19 protein-coding genes, 2 pseudogenes and 1 riboswitch are annotated in these 21,778 nt (G+C 62.4%); of the genes and pseudogenes, 14 read left to right on the top strand and 7 right to left on the bottom strand.

The genetic code is table 11. The features are described from left to right. The first annotated feature begins 8 nt into the window (after nt 1-8). From biuH to USDA257_RS13225, 12 genes are all read left to right on the top strand, one after another. Complete coding sequence (biuH, locus tag USDA257_RS13280; RefSeq protein WP_048657383.1) at nt 9-725, top strand: biuret amidohydrolase; 717 nt, start codon at nt 9-11, stop codon at nt 723-725. After that, nucleotides 722-2,269, top strand: a complete 1,548-nt coding sequence (locus USDA257_RS13275; RefSeq protein ID WP_041414182.1) for an ABC transporter ATP-binding protein — start codon at nt 722-724, stop codon at nt 2,267-2,269. The genes biuH and USDA257_RS13275 overlap by 4 nt, the downstream gene beginning before the upstream one ends. Further along, nucleotides 2,269-2,937 (top strand): cysteine hydrolase family protein, encoded by a 669-nt coding sequence (locus USDA257_RS13270; protein WP_014763478.1) that lies wholly within the window; start codon nt 2,269-2,271, stop codon nt 2,935-2,937. The genes USDA257_RS13275 and USDA257_RS13270 overlap by 1 nt, the downstream gene beginning before the upstream one ends. Then, nucleotides 2,930-3,283 carry a cupin domain-containing protein gene (locus tag USDA257_RS13265; protein WP_014763477.1) on the top strand — a complete coding sequence of 118 codons (354 nt, stop codon included), beginning with the start codon at nt 2,930-2,932 and terminating at the stop codon, nt 3,281-3,283. The genes USDA257_RS13270 and USDA257_RS13265 overlap by 8 nt, the downstream gene beginning before the upstream one ends. Continuing rightward, nucleotides 3,280-5,085 carry an allophanate hydrolase gene (gene atzF, locus USDA257_RS13260; RefSeq protein ID WP_014763476.1) on the top strand — a complete coding sequence of 602 codons (1,806 nt, stop codon included), beginning with the start codon at nt 3,280-3,282 and terminating at the stop codon, nt 5,083-5,085. Before USDA257_RS13265 ends, atzF begins: the two co-directional genes overlap by 4 nt. 248 nt (nt 5,086-5,333) lie before the next feature. Further along, a riboswitch (guanidine-I (ykkC/yxkD leader) is annotated at nt 5,334-5,441 on the top strand. Nucleotides 5,442-5,534: 93 nt separating this feature from the next. Beyond that, nucleotides 5,535-6,617 carry a putative urea ABC transporter substrate-binding protein gene (locus USDA257_RS13255; RefSeq protein WP_014763475.1) on the top strand — a complete coding sequence of 361 codons (1,083 nt, stop codon included), beginning with the start codon at nt 5,535-5,537 and terminating at the stop codon, nt 6,615-6,617. A gap of 76 nt (nt 6,618-6,693) precedes the next feature. After that, the gene (locus tag USDA257_RS13250; protein ID WP_014763474.1) at nt 6,694-7,518 is read left to right on the top strand and encodes an ABC transporter permease; all 825 of its coding nucleotides are present in this window, start codon (nt 6,694-6,696) and stop codon (nt 7,516-7,518) included. After that, a complete protein-coding gene (locus USDA257_RS13245) occupies nt 7,515-8,315 on the top strand; it encodes an ABC transporter ATP-binding protein (RefSeq protein ID WP_014763473.1) in 801 nt (266 codons plus the stop codon). Before USDA257_RS13250 ends, USDA257_RS13245 begins: the two co-directional genes overlap by 4 nt. Then, nucleotides 8,308-9,513 carry an agmatinase family protein gene (locus USDA257_RS13240; protein ID WP_014763472.1) on the top strand — a complete coding sequence of 402 codons (1,206 nt, stop codon included), beginning with the start codon at nt 8,308-8,310 and terminating at the stop codon, nt 9,511-9,513. The genes USDA257_RS13245 and USDA257_RS13240 overlap by 8 nt, the downstream gene beginning before the upstream one ends. A 10-nt stretch (nt 9,514-9,523) precedes the next feature. Next, a complete protein-coding gene (locus USDA257_RS13235; protein WP_014763471.1) occupies nt 9,524-10,063 on the top strand; it encodes a hypothetical protein in 540 nt (179 codons plus the stop codon). 25 nt (nt 10,064-10,088) lie between these two features. Next, nucleotides 10,089-10,676 carry a HupE/UreJ family protein gene (locus tag USDA257_RS13230; RefSeq protein ID WP_014763470.1) on the top strand — a complete coding sequence of 196 codons (588 nt, stop codon included), beginning with the start codon at nt 10,089-10,091 and terminating at the stop codon, nt 10,674-10,676. Nucleotides 10,677-10,700: 24 nt separating this feature from the next. Further along, nucleotides 10,701-10,886 carry a hypothetical protein gene (locus tag USDA257_RS13225; RefSeq protein WP_041414181.1) on the top strand — a complete coding sequence of 62 codons (186 nt, stop codon included), beginning with the start codon at nt 10,701-10,703 and terminating at the stop codon, nt 10,884-10,886. A 146-nt stretch (nt 10,887-11,032) separates the two neighbouring features. On the opposite strand, the gene chrA is transcribed toward USDA257_RS13225, so the two are convergent. Further along, the gene (gene chrA / locus USDA257_RS13220) at nt 11,033-12,448 is read right to left on the bottom strand and encodes a chromate efflux transporter (RefSeq protein ID WP_014763468.1); all 1,416 of its coding nucleotides are present in this window, start codon (nt 12,446-12,448) and stop codon (nt 11,033-11,035) included. After that, a pseudogene (locus tag USDA257_RS13215) lies at nt 12,449-13,271 on the bottom strand (chromate resistance protein ChrB domain-containing protein). It lies immediately after the preceding gene. Nucleotides 13,272-13,579: 308 nt separating this feature from the next. On the opposite strand from USDA257_RS13215, the gene USDA257_RS13210 reads away from it, so the two are divergent. Continuing rightward, nucleotides 13,580-14,773 carry an MFS transporter gene (locus USDA257_RS13210; RefSeq protein ID WP_080605785.1) on the top strand — a complete coding sequence of 398 codons (1,194 nt, stop codon included), beginning with the start codon at nt 13,580-13,582 and terminating at the stop codon, nt 14,771-14,773. Between the two features lie 22 nt (nt 14,774-14,795). Here USDA257_RS13210 and USDA257_RS13205 read toward each other — a convergent pair whose 3' ends face one another. Both USDA257_RS13205 and USDA257_RS34005 read right to left on the bottom strand, forming a co-directional pair. Continuing rightward, nucleotides 14,796-15,140: a high-affinity nickel-transporter gene (locus tag USDA257_RS13205; protein WP_014763466.1), complete on the bottom strand. Its 345-nt coding sequence runs from the start codon at nt 15,138-15,140 to the stop codon at nt 14,796-14,798. A 22-nt stretch (nt 15,141-15,162) separates the two neighbouring features. Next, a pseudogene (locus tag USDA257_RS34005) lies at nt 15,163-15,414 on the bottom strand (aromatic amino acid lyase); the annotation flags it as partial. Between the two features lie 539 nt (nt 15,415-15,953). On the opposite strand from USDA257_RS34005, the gene USDA257_RS13195 reads away from it, so the two are divergent. After that, on the top strand, nt 15,954-18,053 hold the full coding sequence (locus USDA257_RS13195; RefSeq protein ID WP_014763464.1) for a GGDEF/EAL domain-containing response regulator: 2,100 nt from the start codon (nt 15,954-15,956) through the stop codon (nt 18,051-18,053). A gap of 197 nt (nt 18,054-18,250) precedes the next feature. Here USDA257_RS13195 and USDA257_RS13190 read toward each other — a convergent pair whose 3' ends face one another. The 3 genes from USDA257_RS13190 to USDA257_RS38435 form a co-directional block, all read right to left on the bottom strand. Then, nucleotides 18,251-20,248: a HAMP domain-containing methyl-accepting chemotaxis protein gene (locus USDA257_RS13190; RefSeq protein ID WP_014763463.1), complete on the bottom strand. Its 1,998-nt coding sequence runs from the start codon at nt 20,246-20,248 to the stop codon at nt 18,251-18,253. A gap of 688 nt (nt 20,249-20,936) precedes the next feature. After that, nucleotides 20,937-21,209: an EAL domain-containing protein gene (locus USDA257_RS13185; RefSeq protein ID WP_052316341.1), complete on the bottom strand. Its 273-nt coding sequence runs from the start codon at nt 21,207-21,209 to the stop codon at nt 20,937-20,939. 142 nt (nt 21,210-21,351) lie between these two features. Continuing rightward, nucleotides 21,352-21,486, bottom strand: coding sequence for a hypothetical protein (locus USDA257_RS38435; protein ID WP_014763461.1), 135 nt, complete (start codon nt 21,484-21,486; stop codon nt 21,352-21,354). Nucleotides 21,487-21,778: the final 292 nt, after the last annotated feature.

The raw sequence follows: 21,778 nt of genomic DNA, 5'->3' as shown, positions 1-21,778 counted from the left end.
GACCCCTCATGAGCCGCCTCGCCTCCCTTCCGGTCACATGCCAGAAGCTCAGCCATATCGATGCCAATCCCTATCCGTGGCCCTATAACGGCGATCTCCGGCCGGAGAACACGGCGCTGATCGTCATCGACATGCAGACGGACTTCTGCGGTCCCGGCGGCTATGTCGACCACATGGGCTACGACCTCTCGCTGGTACGCGCGCCGATCAAGCCGATCAAGACGGTGCTCGCGGCGACGCGGGCCAAGGGCTACCACATCATCCACACGCGCGAGGGCCATCGACCGGATCTGGCCGACCTTCCTGCCAACAAGCGCTGGCGTTCGCAGCGGATCAAGGCAGGGATCGGCGATGCCGGCCCGTGCGGGCGCATCCTGGTCCGCGGCGAACCCGGATGGGAGATCATCGACGAGCTGAAGCCGATCGAGGGCGAAACGATCATCGACAAGCCGGGCAAGGGCTCCTTCTGCGCCACCGACCTCGAACTGATCCTCAATCAGAAGCGCATCGCGAACATCATCCTGACGGGCATCACCACCGATGTCTGCGTGCACACGACGATGCGGGAGGCGAACGACCGCGGCTTCGAATGCCTGCTGCTCGAGGATTGCTGCGGGGCGACCGACTACGGCAACCATCTTGCCGCGATCAGGATGGTGAAGATGCAGGGCGGCGTCTTCGGCTCCGTGTCCAATTCCGCAACACTCGTCGGTCAACTGCCATGATCATCGGCGAAATCCACGCCCCAAAGGCTATGCCCGCCGTCGGCATCGAGACCGTTGGGATGACGATGCGCTTCGGCTCCTTCACCGCGCTCGATCATGTGTCTATCAAGGTGCCGGCCGGCTCCTTCCATGCGCTTCTCGGCGAAAACGGGGCCGGCAAGTCGACGCTCGTCAAGTGCATCATGGGCTTCTATCACCCGACCTTGGGGCAATTGCAGGTCGACGGCCGAGAAGTGGCGATCGCTTCGCCGCGCGATGCCGCGGCTCACGGTCTCGGGATGGTCTATCAGCACTTTACGCTGGTGCCGTCGCTGACCGGCGCTGAAAACCTGGTCATCAGCCGCGTGCGCGTGCCCGCGATCATCAACTGGTCGAAGGAGCGGAAGAAGCTCTCCGCCTTCATGGAGACGATGCCCTTCGACATCGCGCTCGACCGCCCAGTGAGCGAACTCGCAGCCGGCGAGAAGCAGAAGCTCGAGATCATCAAGCAGCTCTATCTCGGACGCCGCTTCCTGGTGCTCGACGAGCCGACCTCCGTGCTCACCCCGGCCGAGGCCGACGACATGCTCGGCCTCGTGCGCGGCATGACTGAGCGCGGCGAACTGACGGTCCTGATGATTTCGCACAAGTTCCACGAGGTGACGAAGTTCGCCGATGCGGTTTCCGTGCTCCGGCGCGGCAGGCTTTCGGGCACCGGCAAGGTTTCCGAACTCTCCACCGCGGACATGGCAGCGATGATGATTGGCGACGCCAAGCTTACCGAGCTCGACACACGCCTGCCCGTTCCCCCGCACGCCGCTCCCGTGCTCGCCGTCAAGCAGGTCAGAGCTCCGGACCGAACCGGCCTGAAGAGCATTGAGATCGAGGACCTTGTCGTTCGCGCCGGGGAGATCGTCGGCATTGCCGGCATTTCCGGTAACGGCCAGAAGGAACTCTCCGAGGTGCTTGCCGGCCAGCGCCGGGCGGAAGTCGGCGCCGTCATGGTCAAGGGCAAGCCCTACAGCGCCACGCGACCCGAAGCCCGGGCGAACAACATTCGCTTCATCCCGGAAGAGCCGCTCAACAATGCCTGCGCGCCGAAAATGACGGTGACGGAAAATCTCGCCTTCCGGACCTTCGACATGCGCAAGGACGGCAGCGACGCGATCTGGCTCGACGGGCGCGGCATGAGGAAGCGGGCGACGGCGCTGATTTCCGATTTCAAGGTGAAGACCGCCTCCCCCGCCTCGCCGATCGCAGCGCTTTCGGGCGGGAATGTGCAGCGCGCCGTGCTCGCCCGCGAACTGTCGGGCGACGTCGATCTCCTGATCGTCTCCAACCCCTGTTTCGGCCTCGACTTCTCCGCGGTCGCGGAAATCCGCGCCCGTATCATGAAGGCGCGCAATGCCGGCGCCGCCGTGCTCCTAATGTCGGAGGATCTCGACGAGCTCATGGAGATGTCGGATCGGATCATCGTCATGTCGGATGGCAAGCTTGTCTACGAGACGCCGATCCGCGTGGCCGACGTCGCCGTCATCGGCGCACACATGGCGGGACACCACTGATGGCGCAGATCAAGGCAGAACCTTTTCCGTTCAGGCTCCGGCGCGACGCCGTCGCACTCATCGTCATCGACATGCAGCGTGACTTCACGGAGGAAGGCGGCTTCGGCGCCAGCCTCGGCAATGACGTCTCGCGGCTGATGAAGATCGTGCCGGACGTCAAGCGATTGATCGAGCGCTTTCGCGCCGCCGGCCTGCCGGTGATCCATACCATGGAATGTCACCGGCCCGACCTTTCCGATCTGCCGCGCGCCAAGCGCGAGCGCGGCAATCCTCGCTTGAGGATCGGCGACGAGGGGCCGATGGGGCGCATCCTGATTGCTGGCGAACCGGGCACCGCGATCCTGCCGGAACTCGCGCCGGTGGTGGGCGAGACGGTTATCGAAAAGCCCGGCAAGGGCGCGTTCCATGCGACGCCGCTCGACGACATCCTCAAGGAGCGGCGTATCGCCCAGCTCATCTTCGCCGGTGTCACGACGGAAGTCTGCGTGCAGACGACCATGCGCGAGGCGAACGACCGCGGCTACGAGTGCCTGCTCGTCGAGGAAGCGACGGAAAGCTATTTCCCGGAGTTCAAGGCCGCGACGCTCGCGATGATCCGCGCCCAGGGCGCCATCGTCGGGTGGACGGCGCACCTTGCCGATGTGATCAAGGAGATTGCCCATGCCTGAAGCGACACGCGAGAGCCTGACCCAGGGAAGCTGGCGCGAACTCCAATTCGAGCCGTTTCGCGACGGCGTGATGATCCACTGGATCAAGCGCTTCGACGGCGACCAGCCGGCCGTAGCCCTGCTCCACTACGAGGCCGGCGCTTCCGTGCCGCGTCACCGTCACGAGGGCCTGGAGACGATCCTGGTGCTTACCGGCACGCAGTCCGACGAAAGCGGCGACTACGGAGCCGGGACCTATATCGTGAATGCCGGCGGCAAGGAACATTCCGTCTGGAGCGACACCGGCTGTGTCGTGCTGATCCAGTGGGACCGGCCCGTAACGATGCTTGAAGGAAATGAGCCATGACAGGCGGACAGGCTTTCGACATTGCATCTATTCACGCGGCCTATCTTTCCGGTTGGACCGTAACTGAGATGATCGGGACGATTTTCGAGCGCATCGCGGCCGTCGACGACCCCGGCATCTTTCTCACTCTCGCCGACAGCAGCGATCTCCTTGACGCGGCCGCCGCACTGGGCGCCTTCGACCCTGTCGCCAAACCGCTGTGGGGCATTCCCTTCGCCGTCAAGGACAATATCGATGTCGCCCGCATGCCGACGACGGCCGCCTGCCCGGACTATGCCTACCTGGCCGAAGGGGACGCCACAGTCGTGCGACTGTTGCGCGAGGCCGGCGCCCTCGTCGTCGGCAAGACCAATCTCGATCAGTTCGCAACCGGTCTGGTTGGGGTGCGCACGCCCTATCCGGTGCCGCGCAATGCGATTGATCAAGCACTTGTGCCTGGCGGGTCGAGCTCCGGTTCGGCGGTCGCGACGGCCCACGGTATCGTCAGCTTCGCGCTCGGCACCGACACGGCGGGATCCGGCCGCATACCGGCCGGGCTCAACAATATCGTCGGCCTCAAGCCGAGTATCGGGGCCCTGTCGACCACGGGCGTCGTGCCGGCCTGCCGAACGCTCGACTGCGTCTCGATCTTCGCCCTGACCGTCGCCGACGCCTATCGGGTCTTCAAAGTCTCCGCACGACCCGATGAGACCGATCCCTACTCCCGGGATATTGCGTCGAGGGGCGGCCTCTCTTTGCCACCGGTCCTCAAAGTCGGCGTTCCGGCAGGAGCGGATCGGCGCTTCTACGGCGACGTACTCATGGAGAGTGCCTATGATGAGGCGCTCCAGATGCTGCGCTCGTTGGGGCACCAGATCGTCGAACTGCCCTTTGCCGATTTCTATGCCACGGCCGCGCTTCTCTACGAAGGCGCCTGGGTCGCCGAGCGCTATGCGGCGGTCAAGGACTTCTTCGATGCGCAGGAGGCGAGCTTTCATCCGGTGACGCGAACGATCTATGGCGGCGCCAAGGCATTATCGGCGGCGGATGCCTTCGAGGGTCACTATGCATTGCAGGCGCTGAAACGAAAGGTCGCTCCGCTCGTCGCCACAGTCGACATGATATGCGTCCCAACCGCGCCTACACACTACACGCGCGCCGATCTCGAATCGGAACCGATCCGCGAAAACGCGCGGCTCGGCACCTACACCAATTTCGTCAACCTTCTGGACATGTGCGGCATGACCGTACCGACAGGCCGCAGATCCGACGGCCGGCCCGCGAGCGTCACCTTGCTCGCGCCTGCCGGCAAGGATCACCTGACCGCATTGCTCGCTGGCGAACTGCATCGGCTAAGCGCCCTGCCGCTCGGCGCCACCGGGTGGCCGCAGCCAGCGAACCATCCTTCTGCGGAAACCGACGAGGACGAGCTGATTGAACTCGTCGTGGTCGGCGCGCATCTTTCCGGCATGCCCTTGAACGGTCAGTTGCGAGACCTGGGCGCCCGATTTTCCCGGCGGGCGCTGACGGCCAAATGCTACAGGCTTTATGCTCTTACGGGCACCGAGCCCGCGAAGCCCGGTCTCGTGCGTTGTCAGGAGAGTGAAGGTGCCCTGATTGAGGTTGAGGTCTGGACGTTACGAGCGGAGGCGTTCGGGCTCTTTGTCGCAGCCGTTCCATCACCACTTGCGATTGGCACCGTCCAGCTTGCCGACGGAACGGCCTGCAAGGGCTTTATAGTCGAGCCGGCCGGGCTTGCCGGAGCTGCAGACATCAGCCGCCATGGCGGATGGCGTGCCTACATCGCCAGCTTGGCGGCCTGAGACGCTCCGGGCTGACAGGGGAGTGGTGAGGGAGAGCAGTCTTGAAACGTCGAACCTGCTCAAGATGACTCTTCGCAGGTCGCGGCCGAACTCGCCGTTCGGCAACTCGCCTCAACGCACGAGATCGCCCCAATGTTATCGTAATAAGTTACGGTCTAATTGCTTAATTTATAAGCATTCAACGCACAAATTATAGGCATAGAAATCGGCAAAACTTCCACTTTACTTTGGACGACATGGAATTATACTGAAAATGTTTCTAGGGTTCCGATGCCGATAAGGCATGACTGGACCGAGAGAAACCTCCGGTGGGGAGACATCCACCGGGTCCACGGCGGGATAAAAGCCCGGGAGGCTCATGCAGCGGTGCCGTTGCTTTGGGAATCCCGCCTGTGATTTCCGAGAAAAGAGCGCAGCGTGAGCCCCAAGTTGAACAGGGGAACAGAACGATGCGTTTCGGAAATGGCAGATTCGGTTTTCGTACCCTCTCGGCCGCCCTCGGCCTTTCGCTCTCGCTTCTAGCCGGCGGGGCGCATGCGGAGCCGAAGAAGGAATTCAATATCGCCTGGACGATCTATGTCGGTTGGATGCCATGGCCCTATGCGGCGGATGCCGGTATCGTGAAGAAATGGGCCGACAAATACGGCATCACCATCAACGTCAAGCAGATCAACGACTACGTCGAGTCGATCAACCAGTACACTGCCGGCGGCTTCGACGGCGTGACAGCGACGAACATGGATGGCCTGACCATTCCAGCCGCCGGCGGCGTCGACACGACGATCCTGATCATCGGCGACTTTTCCAACGGCAATGACGGCATCGTCTCCAGGACCGCGAATACGCCCGCCGAGCTCAAGGGTGAGAGCATCAATCTCGTCGAACTGTCGGTCTCGCACTACCTGCTTGCGCGCGCTCTCGAAACGGCGGGGCTTTCCGAAAAGGACGTGACGATCGTCAACACCTCCGATGCCGACATGGTCGCCGCCTTCAAGTCGCCTGAAACCTCGACGGTGGTCACCTGGAACCCGCTGCTCGCCGAGGTCAAGGCCGAACCCGGTTCCGCCGCGCTGTTCGATTCCACGCAAATTCCAGGCGAGATCATCGACACGTTGATGGTCAACACCGAGGTGCTCAAGGACAATCCCGACTTCGGCAAGGCACTCGCCGGCATCTGGTACGAGACGATGTCGGTCCTGACGGACCCGGGCGAGAAGGGTAACGCCGCACGCGCCGCGATGGGAGCGATGTCCGGCACGGACCTTGCCGGCTTCGAGGCCCAGCTTGCGGCGACCAAGCTGTTCGCGACACCTCAGGAGGCGGTCGCATTCGCCGAGAGCGAGGATCTCGTCAAGACCATGGACCTGGTGCGCACCTTCTCCTTCGATCATGGCCTTCTCGGCGACGGCGCCCCGGACAAGGACATCGTCGGCATCGCCTTCCCGGGCGGCCAGGTGCTGGGTTCGGCCGACAATGTGAAGCTGCGCTTCGACGCCAGCTACATGAAGCTCGCCGCCGAAGGCTCGCTCTGATGCTCCGGTCAGGCAGGGTGGCCGGCGCCCCCCTGCCGATCGCAGTCCGACGTGCTCTCCAGGATAGGAACCGGCCATGCGACGTGCCATCAATATCGTCCCGGGATCGGGAACGCGGATCCTGCTTGCCCTCCTGCCGTTTCTGCTGATCGCCTACCTCTATGTCGTCGTTTCGGCGGAACGGCGGACCGCAAATCCGGGCGACAAGCTGCTGCCGCCGATCGCGGAAATGGCGACAAGCATGGACCGGCTGGCGACCGAGCCCGACCGGCGGTCGGGAGACTTGACCCTTTGGTCGGATACCGCGGCGAGCCTCCAGCGACTGTTCATCGGCCTCGGTGTGGCCGCCGCCGTCGGCCTGGTGCTTGGGTTGACGCTCGGTCTATTGCCAGTGGCGAGTGCTGGTCTGTCACCGCTCGTCGCCGTCATTTCGATGATCCCGCCGATGGCGATCCTGCCGGTGCTCTTCATCGTCTTCGGCCTCGGTGAACTCTCCAAGATCGTGCTGATCGTGATCGGCATCGCGCCCTTTCTCGTCCGCGATCTCGCCATGACCGTTGGCGCCATCCCCCGCGAACAGATCGTCAAGGCGCAGACGCTCGGCGCCTCGACCTGGCAACTGACGTTGCGCGTGGCATTGCCGCAGGCGATGCCGCGGCTTATCGAAGCCTTGAGGCTCTCGCTCGGCCCGGCCTTCCTCTTCCTCATCTCGGCCGAAGCGATCGCCGCCGAGAGCGGCCTCGGCTACCGCATTTTCCTCGTCCGGCGCTATCTCGCCATGGACGTGATCCTTCCTTACGTCGCCTGGATCACGCTCATCGCCTACCTCCTCGACTCGCTGCTGGCATGGCTCGCCCGGCGTGTCTTCCCCTGGGCCTATGTCCAGGAGGCCCGCTTATGAGCGATATCCGGGTCCATAATATCTGGATGGAATATGGCGACCAGATCGTGCTCGAAAGCATCTCGCTCGATATCGCCTCCGGTGCATTCGTCTCGGTCGTCGGCCCCTCGGGCTGTGGCAAATCCACCTTCCTCCGAATGATTCTCGGACAGGAGCGGCCGACGCGCGGCATCATAACGCTCGATGGAGTAGCGCTGCCGGCCGAGCCGGGGCCGGACCGCGGCGTGGTCTTCCAGCGCTACTCGGTGTTTCCGCATCTCACCGTGCTTGAGAACGTCCTGATCGCCTTCGAATTTGCCGCAAGCCCGTTCATGGCCAAGCTGTTCGGAACCAGGAGAAGGGCGGCGAGCGAGAAGGCGGAGGCGCTTCTCGAAGCGGTCGGCCTTAGCGGGCACGCGCGGAAGTTTCCGAGCGCCCTTTCCGGCGGTCAGCAGCAGCGGCTGGCGATCGCCCAGGCGCTCGCCAGGGAACCGAAAGTGCTGCTGCTCGACGAGCCCTTCGGCGCGCTTGACCCCGGCACGCGGGCGCAGATGCACGCGCTGATCAAGCCGCTATGGCGCGAGCGCGGCGTGACCGTGATCATGGTCACCCACGATCTCAAGGAAGCCTTCGGCCTCGGCACGCGGCTGCTCGCCTTCGACAAGCCACGCATCGATCCGCAAGCGCCGGAGCGCTACGGCGCCCGCATCATCTACGACCTCGATTTGAGCCGCGACGGCCCCGTCCCGATTCTCGGCTTTTCGCGGCCGATCAAAACGACATTCCACGAAACGAAAAGGAGCATGCCCGATGCGTGAACCCCCAAGCCGCCAGTCCCGTCGCGCCGGCCCACTCGCGACGTCAGGTCGCGAGCGCCGCCACCACCCGGATTTCAACATGCTCGACAGCCAGGGCTGGAAGGCGCTCGAGGCGGAAGCAAAGCTTGCCGGCAAGGGCTGGGGACGGGAAAAGAAATGGGCACTCGACATGGGGCTGCCGGGATCGGAGAGTCTGACGGACAAGTCGATCCCGACCTTCGCGCGGGGCGAGCTGCCGCATTTCGCCGGCATCAACACGTTCCTGAAGGCGCCCTACGTCGAAAACGTGCGCGATGTCGGCAAATACGATGCTGCCGTGCTCGGCATCCCTTTCGACAGCGGCACGACCTATCGTCCGGGCACGCGCTTCGGACCGCAGGGCATCCGTCGGATCTCCGCGCTGTATACACCCTATAATTACGAGATGGGTGTGGATCTGCGCGAGCAGATGACGCTCTGCGATGCCGGCGACGTCTTCACCATTCCGGCCAATCTGGAAAAGAGCTTCGACCAGATCACCCGCGGCGTCGCCCATGTCTTTTCCTCCGGCGCGCTGCCGATCATGCTCGGCGGCGACCACTCGATCGGCTTTCCCTGCGTGCGCGGCATTGCCGAATGCACCTCGAAACGCATCGGCATCATCCATTTCGATCGCCACATCGATATCCAGGAAAAGGATCTCGACGAACGCATGCACACGACGCCCTGGTTCTGGGCGACCAATCTGCCGAACGTCTCGCCGAAAAATCTCGTCCAGCTCGGTATCGGCGGCTGGCAGGTGCCGCGCGACGGCGTGAAGGTGGCGCGCGAGCGCGGCACCAACGTGCTGACGATCGACGACATTGAAAAGCTCGGTCCGGAGAAGACCGCGGAGATTGCGCTCGAACTCGCCTGGAAGGACGCGGACGCCGTCTACATCTCTTTCGACGTCGACAGTATCGATTGCGGCTTCGTGCCCGGCACCGGCTGGCCGGAACCGGGCGGTTTCCTGCCGCGCGAAGCGCTGAAGATTCTCGGCCTGGTCGCGGCAGAAGGGCTCTGCGGCCTTGAGGTCGTGGAGGTCAGCCCGCCGTACGACACCTCCGACATCACGGCGCTTTTCGGCGTACGGGTGGTGGTGGAGGCGCTTGGCTCGCTCGTAGCGCATGGCAAGCTCGGCTCCCACAAGCACCTGATCGACAAGCCGGTGAGTTTCTGAGGAGGCGACCATGCACAGCGGACACCATTACCATCACGGCGCGCATTCACACGACCGTGATCACGGTCCAGGTCACGACCACCACCAGCACGGCCACCAGCATGGGGGTCCCGGCCATAACCGGCAGCGTGACACCGTACAATGGCAGGTACCGCATCGCCCCGAAAGCAAGGACCAATCGCCGCCGCACCAGCGTGATCTCGATCTCGTCGAGGCGGCTTTCATCGAGAACTTCGCCCGCGCGAGCGATCCGACGAGTTTTCTCAGACTTGCGGGCATTCCCTTCGTCGGCGTCGACGCTTGCGGGAAAGCCCTGCATCTGCTTCGTGTCGAGACCGCGGATCGCACCGATATCGGTGCGGTCGTGCCGCTCCTCGGTGGCAACGGCGTGCGCTACGACGTGCTGCCCGCACGCATGACCTCGCGGCGCCAGGACCTGGGATTCCTCTATCACGACGGCAAAGCGGTCGTCCGGCTTTCCTTCGCCGAGGCGCGCACGCTCGAGGACCGGACCGACGCCTCGCACTTCGACATCGAACCGACCGAATGAATTCCTCCTTCAGAAAGGGAACGTCATGAACTTCAGGATTCTGACCGCGCTCGTCGCCCTTCTCGCCACCCTGCCCGCTCAGGCCCTGGCCCATACCGGCGGCGACCATGTCCACAGCATGGCGAGCGGCCTCTATCACCCCTTTTCCGGCGTCGACCACCCGCTGGCTATGGCCGCCGTCGGACTGATCGCCGCGCGGCTCGGCGGACCGGCGCTGTGGCGGCTGCCGCTCGCTTTCATCGCGGCCATGGTGACGGGTGCTGCGTTTGCCATGGCCGGCATGACAATGCCGCTCATCGAAACGGCGATCCTCGCCTCCGTCGTTCTCTTGGGCGCGACGCTGATCGCGAACGCAAACGTGCCGCTCGCCCTCGCGGTCACGGGCGCAGCCGCCTTCGGCTGCTTCCACGGTTTCGCTCATGGAGCGGAGGGGCCGGCGGGAGCCCCGGTCGGCTACATCCTCGGTTTCATCGGGGGAACGGCGACCCTGCACGTGGCCGGAATCGCCGCTTGCCTTAAGCTTGCCCGATACGGCGCGGTCGCCACGGCGGCGCTTCGCATCGCCGGCGCGGCGATCATGGGCGCCGGTATCGGGTTGGCCTATTTCGCCTGACGCTTCGCGCGCGAGGAGATGGATATGCGTGCCATTGCCGAGATATTGACTTACTGGCGACAGGTCGTCTTCGCGGGCATGGCTTGCCGCTTTGCTGGTCTTCAGAGCCTGCATCCGGCCTTGCCCCGGCTGGCGTCCAGCGTGCAGAGCGAGGCTGGAAAGAGCGACGGCCGCGTGACGCCGCGCAAACATTACAACAGGCAATCGTGAAGGTCGCGTTTGTCGAGGCGGGCTACTCGCGTTGGGGAGCGGCTCGCCATTTCAGGGTCAGCGAACACTCTTGCGGTGAAGCTGATGCGGCGGGTCGTGAGCGTGAGTCCGGCAGCATCAAGCGTCAAATGCCGCCAGCCATCGACCTAAATCAAGGCATTTGCTCCGACTGTCCAAACAAGCCCGGCGATGGCGCAGGCGAGCAGCGTCGCGATGATCGAAACCTGATAGCGGAAGATTGCGACCGCGGCCGCCGCTGTCAGCAGGAGTGATGGCAATACCAGTGAGGATGGATTGGGAACGTCGAGGGCGAACCATCCGAGCTTCCACGTCACCACCTCCGAAAACAGTGTGTGCAGGCCGAACCAGACAGCAAGGTTGAGGATCACGCCGACGACGGCGGCGGTGATCGCAGACATCGCGCCCGTCAGCGCTACGTTGTTGCGAAGGCGCTCGATGAAGGGCGCTCCGAGGAAAATCCAGAGGAAGCACGGCACGAAGGTCACCCAGGTCGTCAGGATCGCCGCGAGCGTCGCCGCCGTCATCGGGTTCAGCGATCCCGGATCACGGTAGGCTCCCATGAATCCGACGAACTGGACGACCATGATCAGAGGGCCCGGTGTCGTCTCGGCCATGCCGAGGCCGTCGAGCATCTCGCCGGGTTTCAGCCAGCCGTAATGCTGAACCGCCTCCTGGGCGACATAGGCGAGCACGGCGTAGGCTCCGCCGAAGGTGACGACGGCCATCTGGCTGAAGAACAGCCCGATCTGGGTAAAGACATTGTCCACGCCAAGAAAGGCGGTCAGCAGCGCCAGTGGGACGAGCCAGATCGCGAAGAACACCGCCGAAACCCGAAGCGACCAGGAAAGGTTCGGACGGGCATGCGCCGGGGTTTCCTCGCCGAGCAGCGAATCCTCGTCCTTGAGCACCGGGCCAGTCCCCGCCTTGTGACCGCCGCCGATCCGGAAGAGCGGCGAACCGGAGCGGCCGCCGATGTAGCCGATGATGCCCGCCGCCAGAATAATCAGCGGGAATGGGACGCGGAAGAAGAAGATGGCGATGAAAGCGGCTGCGGCGATGCCGAGCATCAGCCGGTTCTTGAGCGCCCTGCTACCGATGCGGAACACGGCATGGATGACGACGGCGAGCACCGCGGCCTTCAGGCCGAAGAACAGCCCCTCAACAACGGTGACATTGCCAAAGGCGGCGTAGATGTAGCTTAAGCCCAGGATGGCGAGGAAGCCCGGCAGCACGAACAGCGTCCCGGCGACGAGGCCGCCGGCGGTGCGGTGCAGCAGCCAGCCGATATAGACGGCAAGCTGCTGCGCCTCGGGTCCGGGCAGCAACATGCAGTAGTTCAAGGCATGCAGAAAACGGTGCTCGCCGATCCAGCGCTTCTCGTCGACGAGGATGCGGTGCATCACCGCGATCTGTCCGGCCGGACCGCCGAAGCTCAGGGCCGCGATCCTCGCCCACACCCGGACGGCTTCACCGAAGGGAATGCCGTGAGCGTATTCTTGCCGCGCCGTAGCCGGCGCGGCCCTGTTTGCAGTCTCGGTCATTCACGAATCCTTCTTCGGCGACGGCCAGTTATGCGTTTCGTCGGTAGCATCCCGGCACCAGCGGTAAAAGGCGTCGTAGAGCAGCATCCCGGCCTCCAATTGCTCGAGGTCGTCGGCATACATGCGCGACAGGCCGAGAGATGCCGCAAGCAGGCCGGGCGCTTGTGGCGCAAGATCGAGGCGGGACGTATCCGCCCCGCGCACGATGGTCGCGAGCCGTAGCAGCGGTTCGGTCGCCAGGCCGAACTCTTCGACCATGACGTCGAAGGTGCAAAGCTCGCCCCGGTGGCTCCAGCGGATCGGCGCATCAATGTCGAAGGGGGTCGCGGCGAAGCGCTCGGCAACCGTCTCGACCTCGGGTGGCGACACGTACAGGAAGACGGCCTGTGGATCGACAAAGCGGCGAATCAGCCAAGGGGCAGGCGATGCGGTCGATCTTCGGCCGCGCCCTTGTCACCCAGACGGTGCGGCCGCTGGCGTCCCGCTCCGGAACTGCAGAAGCTGGCACGGCCGCATAGCCGCCCTCGGCCCAGGCCTCGAAGCCGCCTTCGAGAACGTCGGCGGCAATGCCATAGTTGCGAAGCCAGGCAGCAACGCCGCAGCTGAGCTTCTTGCCGCGATGGCAGATCACGACTGCGGAGTCTGAATCGAGCTCCGCGGCCCATTCCTGCACGTTGCGATAGTCGCGCCGGACCGAACCGGGTAGCAAGCGCGGATCCTCGTCAAAATCCTCATCCATGCGGACATCGATGAGCGCGGGGCATTTCGGGGTGCCAATAAGGCGGACGAGCTTCTCGGGGGAGATTTCAAGACGTGACGACATATGACGCGTCCTCCGTGTGAGCGGTTGAATGGACGCGATGCTTCGGCTGTCGCCTCGTGGGGTGATCGCAACCCCATACCAGGTGTTTTCCGCTCATTGTCCGGCGCTGTCAAGCGGCTCGGTTTATACGTCGATGGACTGATCTTAGTCGCCGGTTCGCCAAGCTCGACAAGCGCGCGGGAGTGGCCGAGATTCTCCACCGGCCACTGGCAACCGACACTTCGTTCCGGCATCTTTGTCGGCTTCAGGTGGGGCGCGGCAAACGCCTCGCCGTTCATGCATCTATCAACGACCGAGAGACCAGAACGGTGCTGCGGATACACCCTGCGACTTTCCTCTTCGCGGCGCGCGCCCTGCGAGACATCGGCGACGGCTTCGTGGCCGTGCTGTTGCCGATCTATCTGCTCGCCCTCGGATTTACGCCGCTAGAAGTCGGTGTCATCGCGACCGCATCGCTCCTCGGTTCCGCGCTGCTGACGATATGTGTCGGCTTCCTCGGGGCCCGGCACGATCACCGCCAACTTCTGCTGGCTGGCGCGAGCTTGATGATTGCAACAGGTGTGGCCTTTGCCGTTGTCCACGATTACGCGCTGCTGCTGGTCATCGCATTTGCCGGCACGATCAATCCCTCGGCCGGCAGTGTCAGCGTGTTCGTGCCATTGGAGCATGCCGTGCTCACCCGCGAAGTGACGGAGCGTGAGCGAACCAGGATGTTCGCGCGCTATAGCCTCGTAGGCGCGTTCGCCGGAGCGATAGGCGGCCTCGCAGCAGCGGTACCCGACCTTCTTGGCCCAATTGGCCTTGATCGTCTTGGCGGCATCAGGGCGATGTTCGTCGTTTACGCGCTTCTCGGGCTGCTCGGCGGCTTGCTTTACGCGCGCATCCCAAGCCGCCCGGCAGCCGACGCGGGCGCTACGGCCGCGCTCGGCCCTTCGCGCCATCTTGTTTTCAAGCTCGCGGCCCTGTTCAGTCTCGATGCCTTCGCCGGCGGCTTCGTCGTCCAATCACTGCTCGCCCTTTGGCTCTTCGAACGTTTTGGCCTGTCGCTTTCGGAGGCTGCTGTTTTCTTCTTCTGGTCGGGCGTGTTGTCGGCGCTGTCGTTCCCTGTGGCCGCATGGCTGTCGCGACGCATCGGCCTGATCAACACGATGGTGTTCACGCACATACCGTCGAGCATCGCTCTGATGCTGGCGGCATTTGCGCCCACACTAGCCCTCGCGCTTGCCTTTCTGCTTGTCCGGGCCGCATTGTCGCAGATGGACGTGCCGACGCGCTCGTCCTACGTGATGGCCGTTGTCACCGAGGCGGAGCGGGCCGCCGCTGCAAGCTTCACGTCGGTGCCGCGCAGTCTTGCAGCCTCGGCCAGCCCTGTCCTGGCCGGCGCCCTCTTCGCCGCATCATCCCGAGCATGGCCTCTGCTTATCTGCGGGGCATTGAAGATTGTCTACGATCTGCTGTTGCTGATGCAGTTCCGGCGGCTGAAGCCGCCGGAGGAATGCTGACGCAACCGGCGGCGGACCCTCTTCAACGAATGAGGATCTCCCGCAATGCGATGATCACTAGGACCAGACCGGTGAGGGCCTCGACAAGCTTCGATATCTTGGCCAACAGAGCGTGCCGGGTGGCGAGCACTTTCTCGATCCGCATCCGGAAGAAGACGGTCGCGAGTGCCACGCTGGAGAGGGGGAGTGCCACCCCGTCATCATGACGAACGCGAACATGATCCCGGCTTCGGGCACGCCGCGACATGGCGAAGGTCATGACGAACAGCGTCAACGGACAAGGGATCAGGCCGGCCATGAAGCCGACGGCGACACCTTCCCTTTCGCCGTGCACATGCGGCGGCCGGAAGAAGGCAATCCACAGCATCGCCTCGATAGTCGACTTCGCCTTCGCCGAGCATCGCAAGGCCGATATGGCTGAGCAGCGTCATGTCGGCCTGTCCCACCGAGCCTCGGGAAGGCATGATCGGCGTAATACCATTGTTCAGGAAGGCGATAAGCATTTCGGCAACATGAGGCTGAACACCGGGGCCGCCCGTCGGGATGTTGTTGAGGCGGGCAGCCATTGCGGCACGCACGACGGGAACCGCAGTATCCCGGCCGACGCCGACGGAGTGGGCGCGCAGCAGCCCTTTGACCATCCTTTCCCTGGACCAAGGCACATCCATGTTAAACATCGTCGCGAGGAACTGTCCGAATCTTTAGACGCAGTCGTGATGGAATCGAGCCATCCTCAGAACCTTGGGTATTTCGCTAGGAGCTTACTGGGCCTTCCCAGACGACTTCTGACCCACATCTCCTAGCCCCCGCGTGCCGGTGAAAGGTTCGGTCGAGGCCGGGTCACAGGCATAAACTCGAAGGACTTGGCGACAGGTGGTCACATTCTCGTGGTCCTTTTTAGGTCCTGCGCACCACCGTCTGCTCAGCGGACATCTTTCCGGTTCCGATCCGTCGCGGATGGGTGGGGAACGGAAGCTCCATAGCCGCTGCAACGCCCCCGCCGGTGACCATCGACGGTACAGCGACACTGAAATTCGGGGGTTGTCATCGCGACAAAGAAATAACACGTTGTGGGCGTGAGATGCGCCTGAATGCAACTCGTGAGAACAGCTCGACGAGCTCGCGAGGTCCTCCGCAGTCTTTCGATGACAATGCAGCGATGCATAAGGAGCGTGCGACGATGACTTCCGATCCTTTTCAATTCTCCGAGAGCGCCGTCTTGATCATTGGAGAGCGGGGGCCGAAACTATCGACCGTAGTGGAGTCTGTGAAAGGCGCCGGGTTCTCGATCCGCGTCGCCGAATGCGCAACCATGGCGCAGCAAATCCAACGGTTCAAGCCGGACCGGATCCTGTATGATGTTGCCGACGGTCGTGATCATAGACTGCCGGAGATTGAGGATATCGGCGCGACACCGATCATCCACCTCGTCCATCCAGACGATCGAGAAAACGCTTTTGCGGCCGGCGCCACGGACTGCTTGGTTAAGCCAATTTGTGTCGAGGAACTCCTGGCGCGTGTGAAAACCCACCTTGAGTTGCGCATAACACGAGGGCAGCTCGACCTCCGCAATATGCAATTCGCCACAACGCTCGAAAATATCGGCCAGGGCGTCTGTTTTTTTGACGCCGACCAACGGCTGATACTGTCTAATCGACGATATGCGGAGGTGTATGGATTACCGCCGGATATGATCAAGCCCGGCATGACATTGAGCGAGATTTCGGAATTGCGATACGCCGTTGGCGCGTGTCCGGTTGTCCCGCACGATGAGTACCTGGCTTGGTGCGATTCCGTTAACTCCAACTCAACTCCCCAGGACTGGTTAGCGGAGTTGAAGTCGGGCAAGGTCATTCTGGTTCATCATGAGAGAACATCCGACGGTGGATGGGTATCTACGCACGAGGATATAACCGAGCATCGAAACGCGGAACGTCAGATAGCGCATCTGGCGCTGCACGATCCACTTACTGGTCTGCCCAATCGCGCCGCCCTGATGCACAAACTCGATGGGTTGCTAGAACAACACGGCGCGCAAGGATCGGACTTTGCGGTCCTGTGCCTTGACCTCGACCGGTTCAAGGAGGTGAACGACCTCTTCGGTCATAATGTCGGTGATCTGGTTCTTTGCACTGCCGCCAGGCGACTTTGCGCGGTTGCCGACAGTGCGTTCGTCGCGCGGCTTGGCGGTGATGAATTCATTGTTCTCGCAGAAGCCGACGCAAGCTCTGCCGCACAGCTCGCTGAGCGGGTAGTCGCTGCTTTGGGAGAGGACGCGGAGATCGAGGGGACCCGCATCAGACTGGGTACCAGCCTGGGTGTAGCGCTGTTCCCGGCGGATGGCGACAGCGCCAGTATTCTCGTCGGCAATGCCGATGCGGCGCTCTATCGCGCAAAAGCCGACGGGCGCGGCGCTGCCCGATTTTTTGAACCCCAGATGGACAGGTGGTTGCGAGAACAGCGAGCCATGCAACGTGATCTGCATGAGGCGATTTCCAAACAGCAACTGTCGATCGTTTATCAGCCGCAGGCGAACATTGGCGGGGACATTGTCGGCTTCGAAGCCCTGTTGCGATGGAACCATCCGACCCGCGGCAATGTCCCTCCGACAGTCTTCATACCGATTGCCGAAGAGAGCAGTCTCATGATCGAGATCGGGGAGTGGGTACTGCGGGAAGCCTGCAGGGAGGCGGCTTCATGGGGTCGTAAACTTCGTGTGGCGGTCAACTTGTCGCCTTTACAATTTAAACACGGCGACCTCTCTGTCCTTATTCAATCCGTTCTCGCCGAGACCGGTCTTGAACCCTCGCGGTTGGAGCTCGAGATTACCGAAAGCGTTTTGATCGATGACTTTGACCGGACCATATCGACATTAGGTCGACTTAAGGCATTCGGTGTGCGGATTGCGATTGACGATTTCGGAACCGGTTATTCCTCGCTCTCCTATCTGCAGGCCTTCCCGTTCGACAAGATTAAGATCGACCAGTCGTTTGTCCGTAATATCGGCCGTTCTCAGTCAGCAGCCATTATTCGAGCGGTGATAGGACTCGGTCGGGGGCTGAATCTGCCTATCATCGCAGAGGGTGTTGAATCGGCGGATCAACTTACTTTCTTGACCCGGGAGGACTGCGATCAGGTCCAAGGCTATTTGGTAGGGCGGCCTCGCCCCATTTCAGATTATGCCAAATACGTTATGCTGGCGGATGAGCCGGAGCAGCATGCGCAAACCCGGTCGGGCTCGATCAGCCGCCAGCAACGCCCTTCCGCCGATCTCCGTTGACCCATCGTTCGTGCCGACAATCTGAAACGTGCAGCCAGATCGATGATCGGAATGACCGCTTTCGTCGCTACCCATCCCCATTTCTCCCGGATCGAGGGTGGTCTTGATGGAGAATTGCTGGCCGCCGAAATGGAGGACGATTCTCTCCCGCGTGCTCGCCTGACCGGCCGAAGCTGCCGCCGCTATCAGAACTCCTCCTAGTCGGCCGTCGCGGAAGCCGCCGCACCGCGGCCGCCGAAGGCGCCGGCAAGCTTGCGGGTGAGCGCTCGAGCCGGCGAGGCCGCCGGCCTGCTGTCATGGCTCGCTGCCCGCGGCGCGGCCGCGCCCTTGAGCTGGAAGCTGGCGATCAGTCGGGCGAGGTTCGCCGCCTCGTCGGCCAGTCGGTTGGTCGCCGCCGTCGATTCCTCCACCATCGCCGCATTCTGCTGCGTCACCTGATCCATCTGGTTGACCGCCGTGCTGACCTCCGCCAGTCCGGTCGACTGCTCGCGTGCCGCGGTCGCGATCGAATGCACATGCTCGTTGATCTTGACCACATGGCGTTCGATCATCGACAGCGCCTCGCCGGTTGCCGTCACCAGCTTGACGCCGGAGGTCACCTCCTCGCCCGAGCGCGAGATCAGCGCCTTGATATCCTTCGCCGCATTGGCCGAACGCTGTGCCAGCTCGCGCACCTCCTGGGCAACGACGGCGAAGCCCTTGCCGGCCTCGCCGGCGCGCGCCGCCTCGACGCCGGCATTGAGCGCCAGGAGATTGGTCTGGAAGGCGATCTCGTCGATGACGTTGATGATCTGGCCGATTTCGCCGGAAGCCTGCTCGATCTTGCCCATCGCCGAGACCGCATCCTTGACGACGGCGCTCGACTGCTCGGTGCTTTTCCGCGCCTCGTCGACCATGTGGCTTGCCTCGAGCGCCCGCTCGGTCGAGCTCTTCACCGCGGCGGTGATCTCCTCCAGCGCCGAGGAGGTTTCTTCCAGGGAGGCGGCCTGCTGCTCGGTGCGCTTCGAGAGGTCGCCCGAGGCAATGCGCATCTCGCCGGCGCCGCCATTGATCGTGTCGATCGCGGTGCGTACCTCACCGAGCACCGAGCGCAGATTCGTCATCGTCTGATTGACGTTGTCCTTGAGCTTGCCGAAGGCGCCTTGGAACTCGCCGCGCATCGTTTCGGTCAGATCACCCTTGGCCAGCGCCGCGATGACGCGGCGGGTCTCCGCAACGCCGCGGTCGACGGAGGTGATGAGCTCGTTGACCTGGGCAGCGAAGCGGTCGAGATCGGCGTTTTCATAGGCCTTGCTGATGCGCTTGGTGAAGTCGCCGGCAACCGCCGCCGAGACGACCTGACCGATGCTCGACTGCAGGTCGGCGCTTTTCGCCTGCAGCGCCGCTTCCTGGGCGTTCAGCTCGCGAACCTTGATGCCGTTCTGCTTGAACACCTCGACGGCCCGCGCCATCTCGCCGATTTCGTTGGTCCGGTCGGTGAAGGGGATCTCGACCGAGAGATCGCCGTCAGAAAGCGTGCGCATCACCTCGGTCGTGCGATTGATCGGCCGCGAGATGCCAACGATGGCAAAGGCCATCACACCGAGGCCGGCGAGAAGGGCGATGCCGAGCAACGCGAAGGCCGTAACGTGGGCGCTCGTGTAGGCCGTGGTGCTGTTAGCGAAGCTTTTTTCCGTGCCGGAAGTATTGATCTGGACGAGGCGTTGGATCAGCTCTTCCATCTCGAGATAGGTGTTGCGCACCTCGCCCAATATGAGCTTGCTCGCCTCCTCGCGTTGCCCGGCCCTGAAGCGTGCAACAACGCGCTCATTGAGCTTCAGGTATGCGTCCACTTTTTCCTTGAACGCCTGGTACGTCGTGCGCTCCTCCGGCTCTGAAATTAGAGCTTCATAGGTCGACATTCGCTCGCGAAGCGCGGCGATGTCTTCGCCGATTGCATGTTCCGTCTTTTCCACGGCAGCGGCGTCGGAGGCGACGAGCAAGCGCGTCTGCGATCCCCGGAGATCCGCCATCGTTATGTTGATCTTGTTGGTGATATCGACGCTCGGCACCCAATTGGTCGCCAAAGTCTGAACGTCACCGTAGACGCTGCCTATCGATGATAGAGCGAACAGGCCCTGTCCGGCCAGAAGCAGCAGCAGCAAGCCGAAGGCTCCCGTGAGCGAGGCTTGCAAGGAAAAGGATTTCCATTTCATCCGGGACTCCTGTGTACGAAGCATAGGAAGTCGTCATGACTCCTGCCGTTCGTTCGTGGTTCGAATATATTCCGACGCGAGTCACCCCGCCGGCTGATGCTGCAGAACGAGAAGATCCTCCATCCGGGAAAGGGAGGCGGTTGCATAATTGCTATCGAAACAAACTGTGGTAGTCGGCAATCTAAACTTGCAAAATCGCTATATGACAATTCAGCGAAATGATTTACAAATCGCCAACGTGGTGGCGCTGCATCGCAATATTGAGGCATTTTTCGCTGCATTGCAGCGATCCGAGATCTGGCGAAGCATGACGCGGACGCTGCGGAGCTGTCCCGTCCACCGTATTGAAGCATCTGCCAGCGCCCGATAGCTGGGGGACAGGGCAGCAGGGCTCGTTCCCCTCACTTCCTGAAGATCTCTTTATAAGCCAGCAGCGCGATCTGATCGCACGAAGGCGCTGCTCGTCCGCTTCAGCGACCAGCGTCGCTGCGCTCGCGGTCAAATGGGAGATTTCGGTGTTGGTGCCAGCTCACTCCGTGTCCTCTTCAAAGGCCATAGATTTGAGTCGACCTCGCGAATCGAACTCATCCACCCTCGATTTTGCGCTGCCTGGGCCCGCGTCGCACAATTGCCGCCTTTTTGACTGCCGCATCAGCGCCAATGCCGCTGCCTAGCGATATTCTGGTCCCTATTGAAGAATCGCTGTGTCGACCGGGCGGGAGAAATAGTGACCTTGCGCGAACCGGCAACCCATCTCCCGAAGTTGGTCGACATGGTGCTCCGTTTCCGCTCCTTCCGCCACGACATCCATTTTCAGGTTTTTCGCCAGATCGAGGATCGTCTGGATGATGCGGTTTCCGTCCGGTTTTTGCTGAAGCGCATTTACGAAAGAGCGGTCTATCTTCAGCGTGTCGAACGGAAGTTGATGCAGGTAGCTCAGCGATTGAATATCCGGTGCCAAAATCGTCGATACTGAATGGTAACGCCTTCGGTGAATTCGAGAGATATGGTGTCGGGCCTTGCACCGCTTTCCTCGACAGCGACGATGACCTGTTCCACGAAATGGAACGAGGTTGTAGCAGGGAAATGCTGATAGATCGATTTCAGCCGCTCGTCTGAACCACTTCGGCGGGCTGCTCGACATAGGGCACCTCCGCAGGCGGCTGATAGATATCCGCGGCATAAAGCGACGTGCCGCTGACCAAAGCGGCCGCAACGCCACTCAGAAATTTCTCCATGCCCCACCCATTGAAAGAACCCGCTGTGCCGACCTGCACAACACCGCAGGTAGGCCCCGGATGCTTGCCAAGACATTGGACAGAAAAGATTAAACCTCGATTAACTACATATATTTACCCTGAGCGTTAATACTGCGGATCACTTTGGGAAGCAGGTGAAGCGATGTTTTCTTCACAGCTAGTTAGCCGCGACATCGGGCGTCACCAAAGCCGCGAGCACCGGACATGCGCGGTTGTGTTGGCGAGCGGCCGCAATGGGTCGATACGTCGAATTCACGTCCGTCTCGGACGG

It is taken from the genome of Sinorhizobium fredii USDA 257, from assembly GCF_000265205.3.
GTDB classification, from domain to species: Bacteria; Pseudomonadota; Alphaproteobacteria; order Rhizobiales; family Rhizobiaceae; genus Sinorhizobium; species Sinorhizobium fredii_B.
This window is presented reverse-complemented; position numbering and strand designations above follow the sequence as displayed.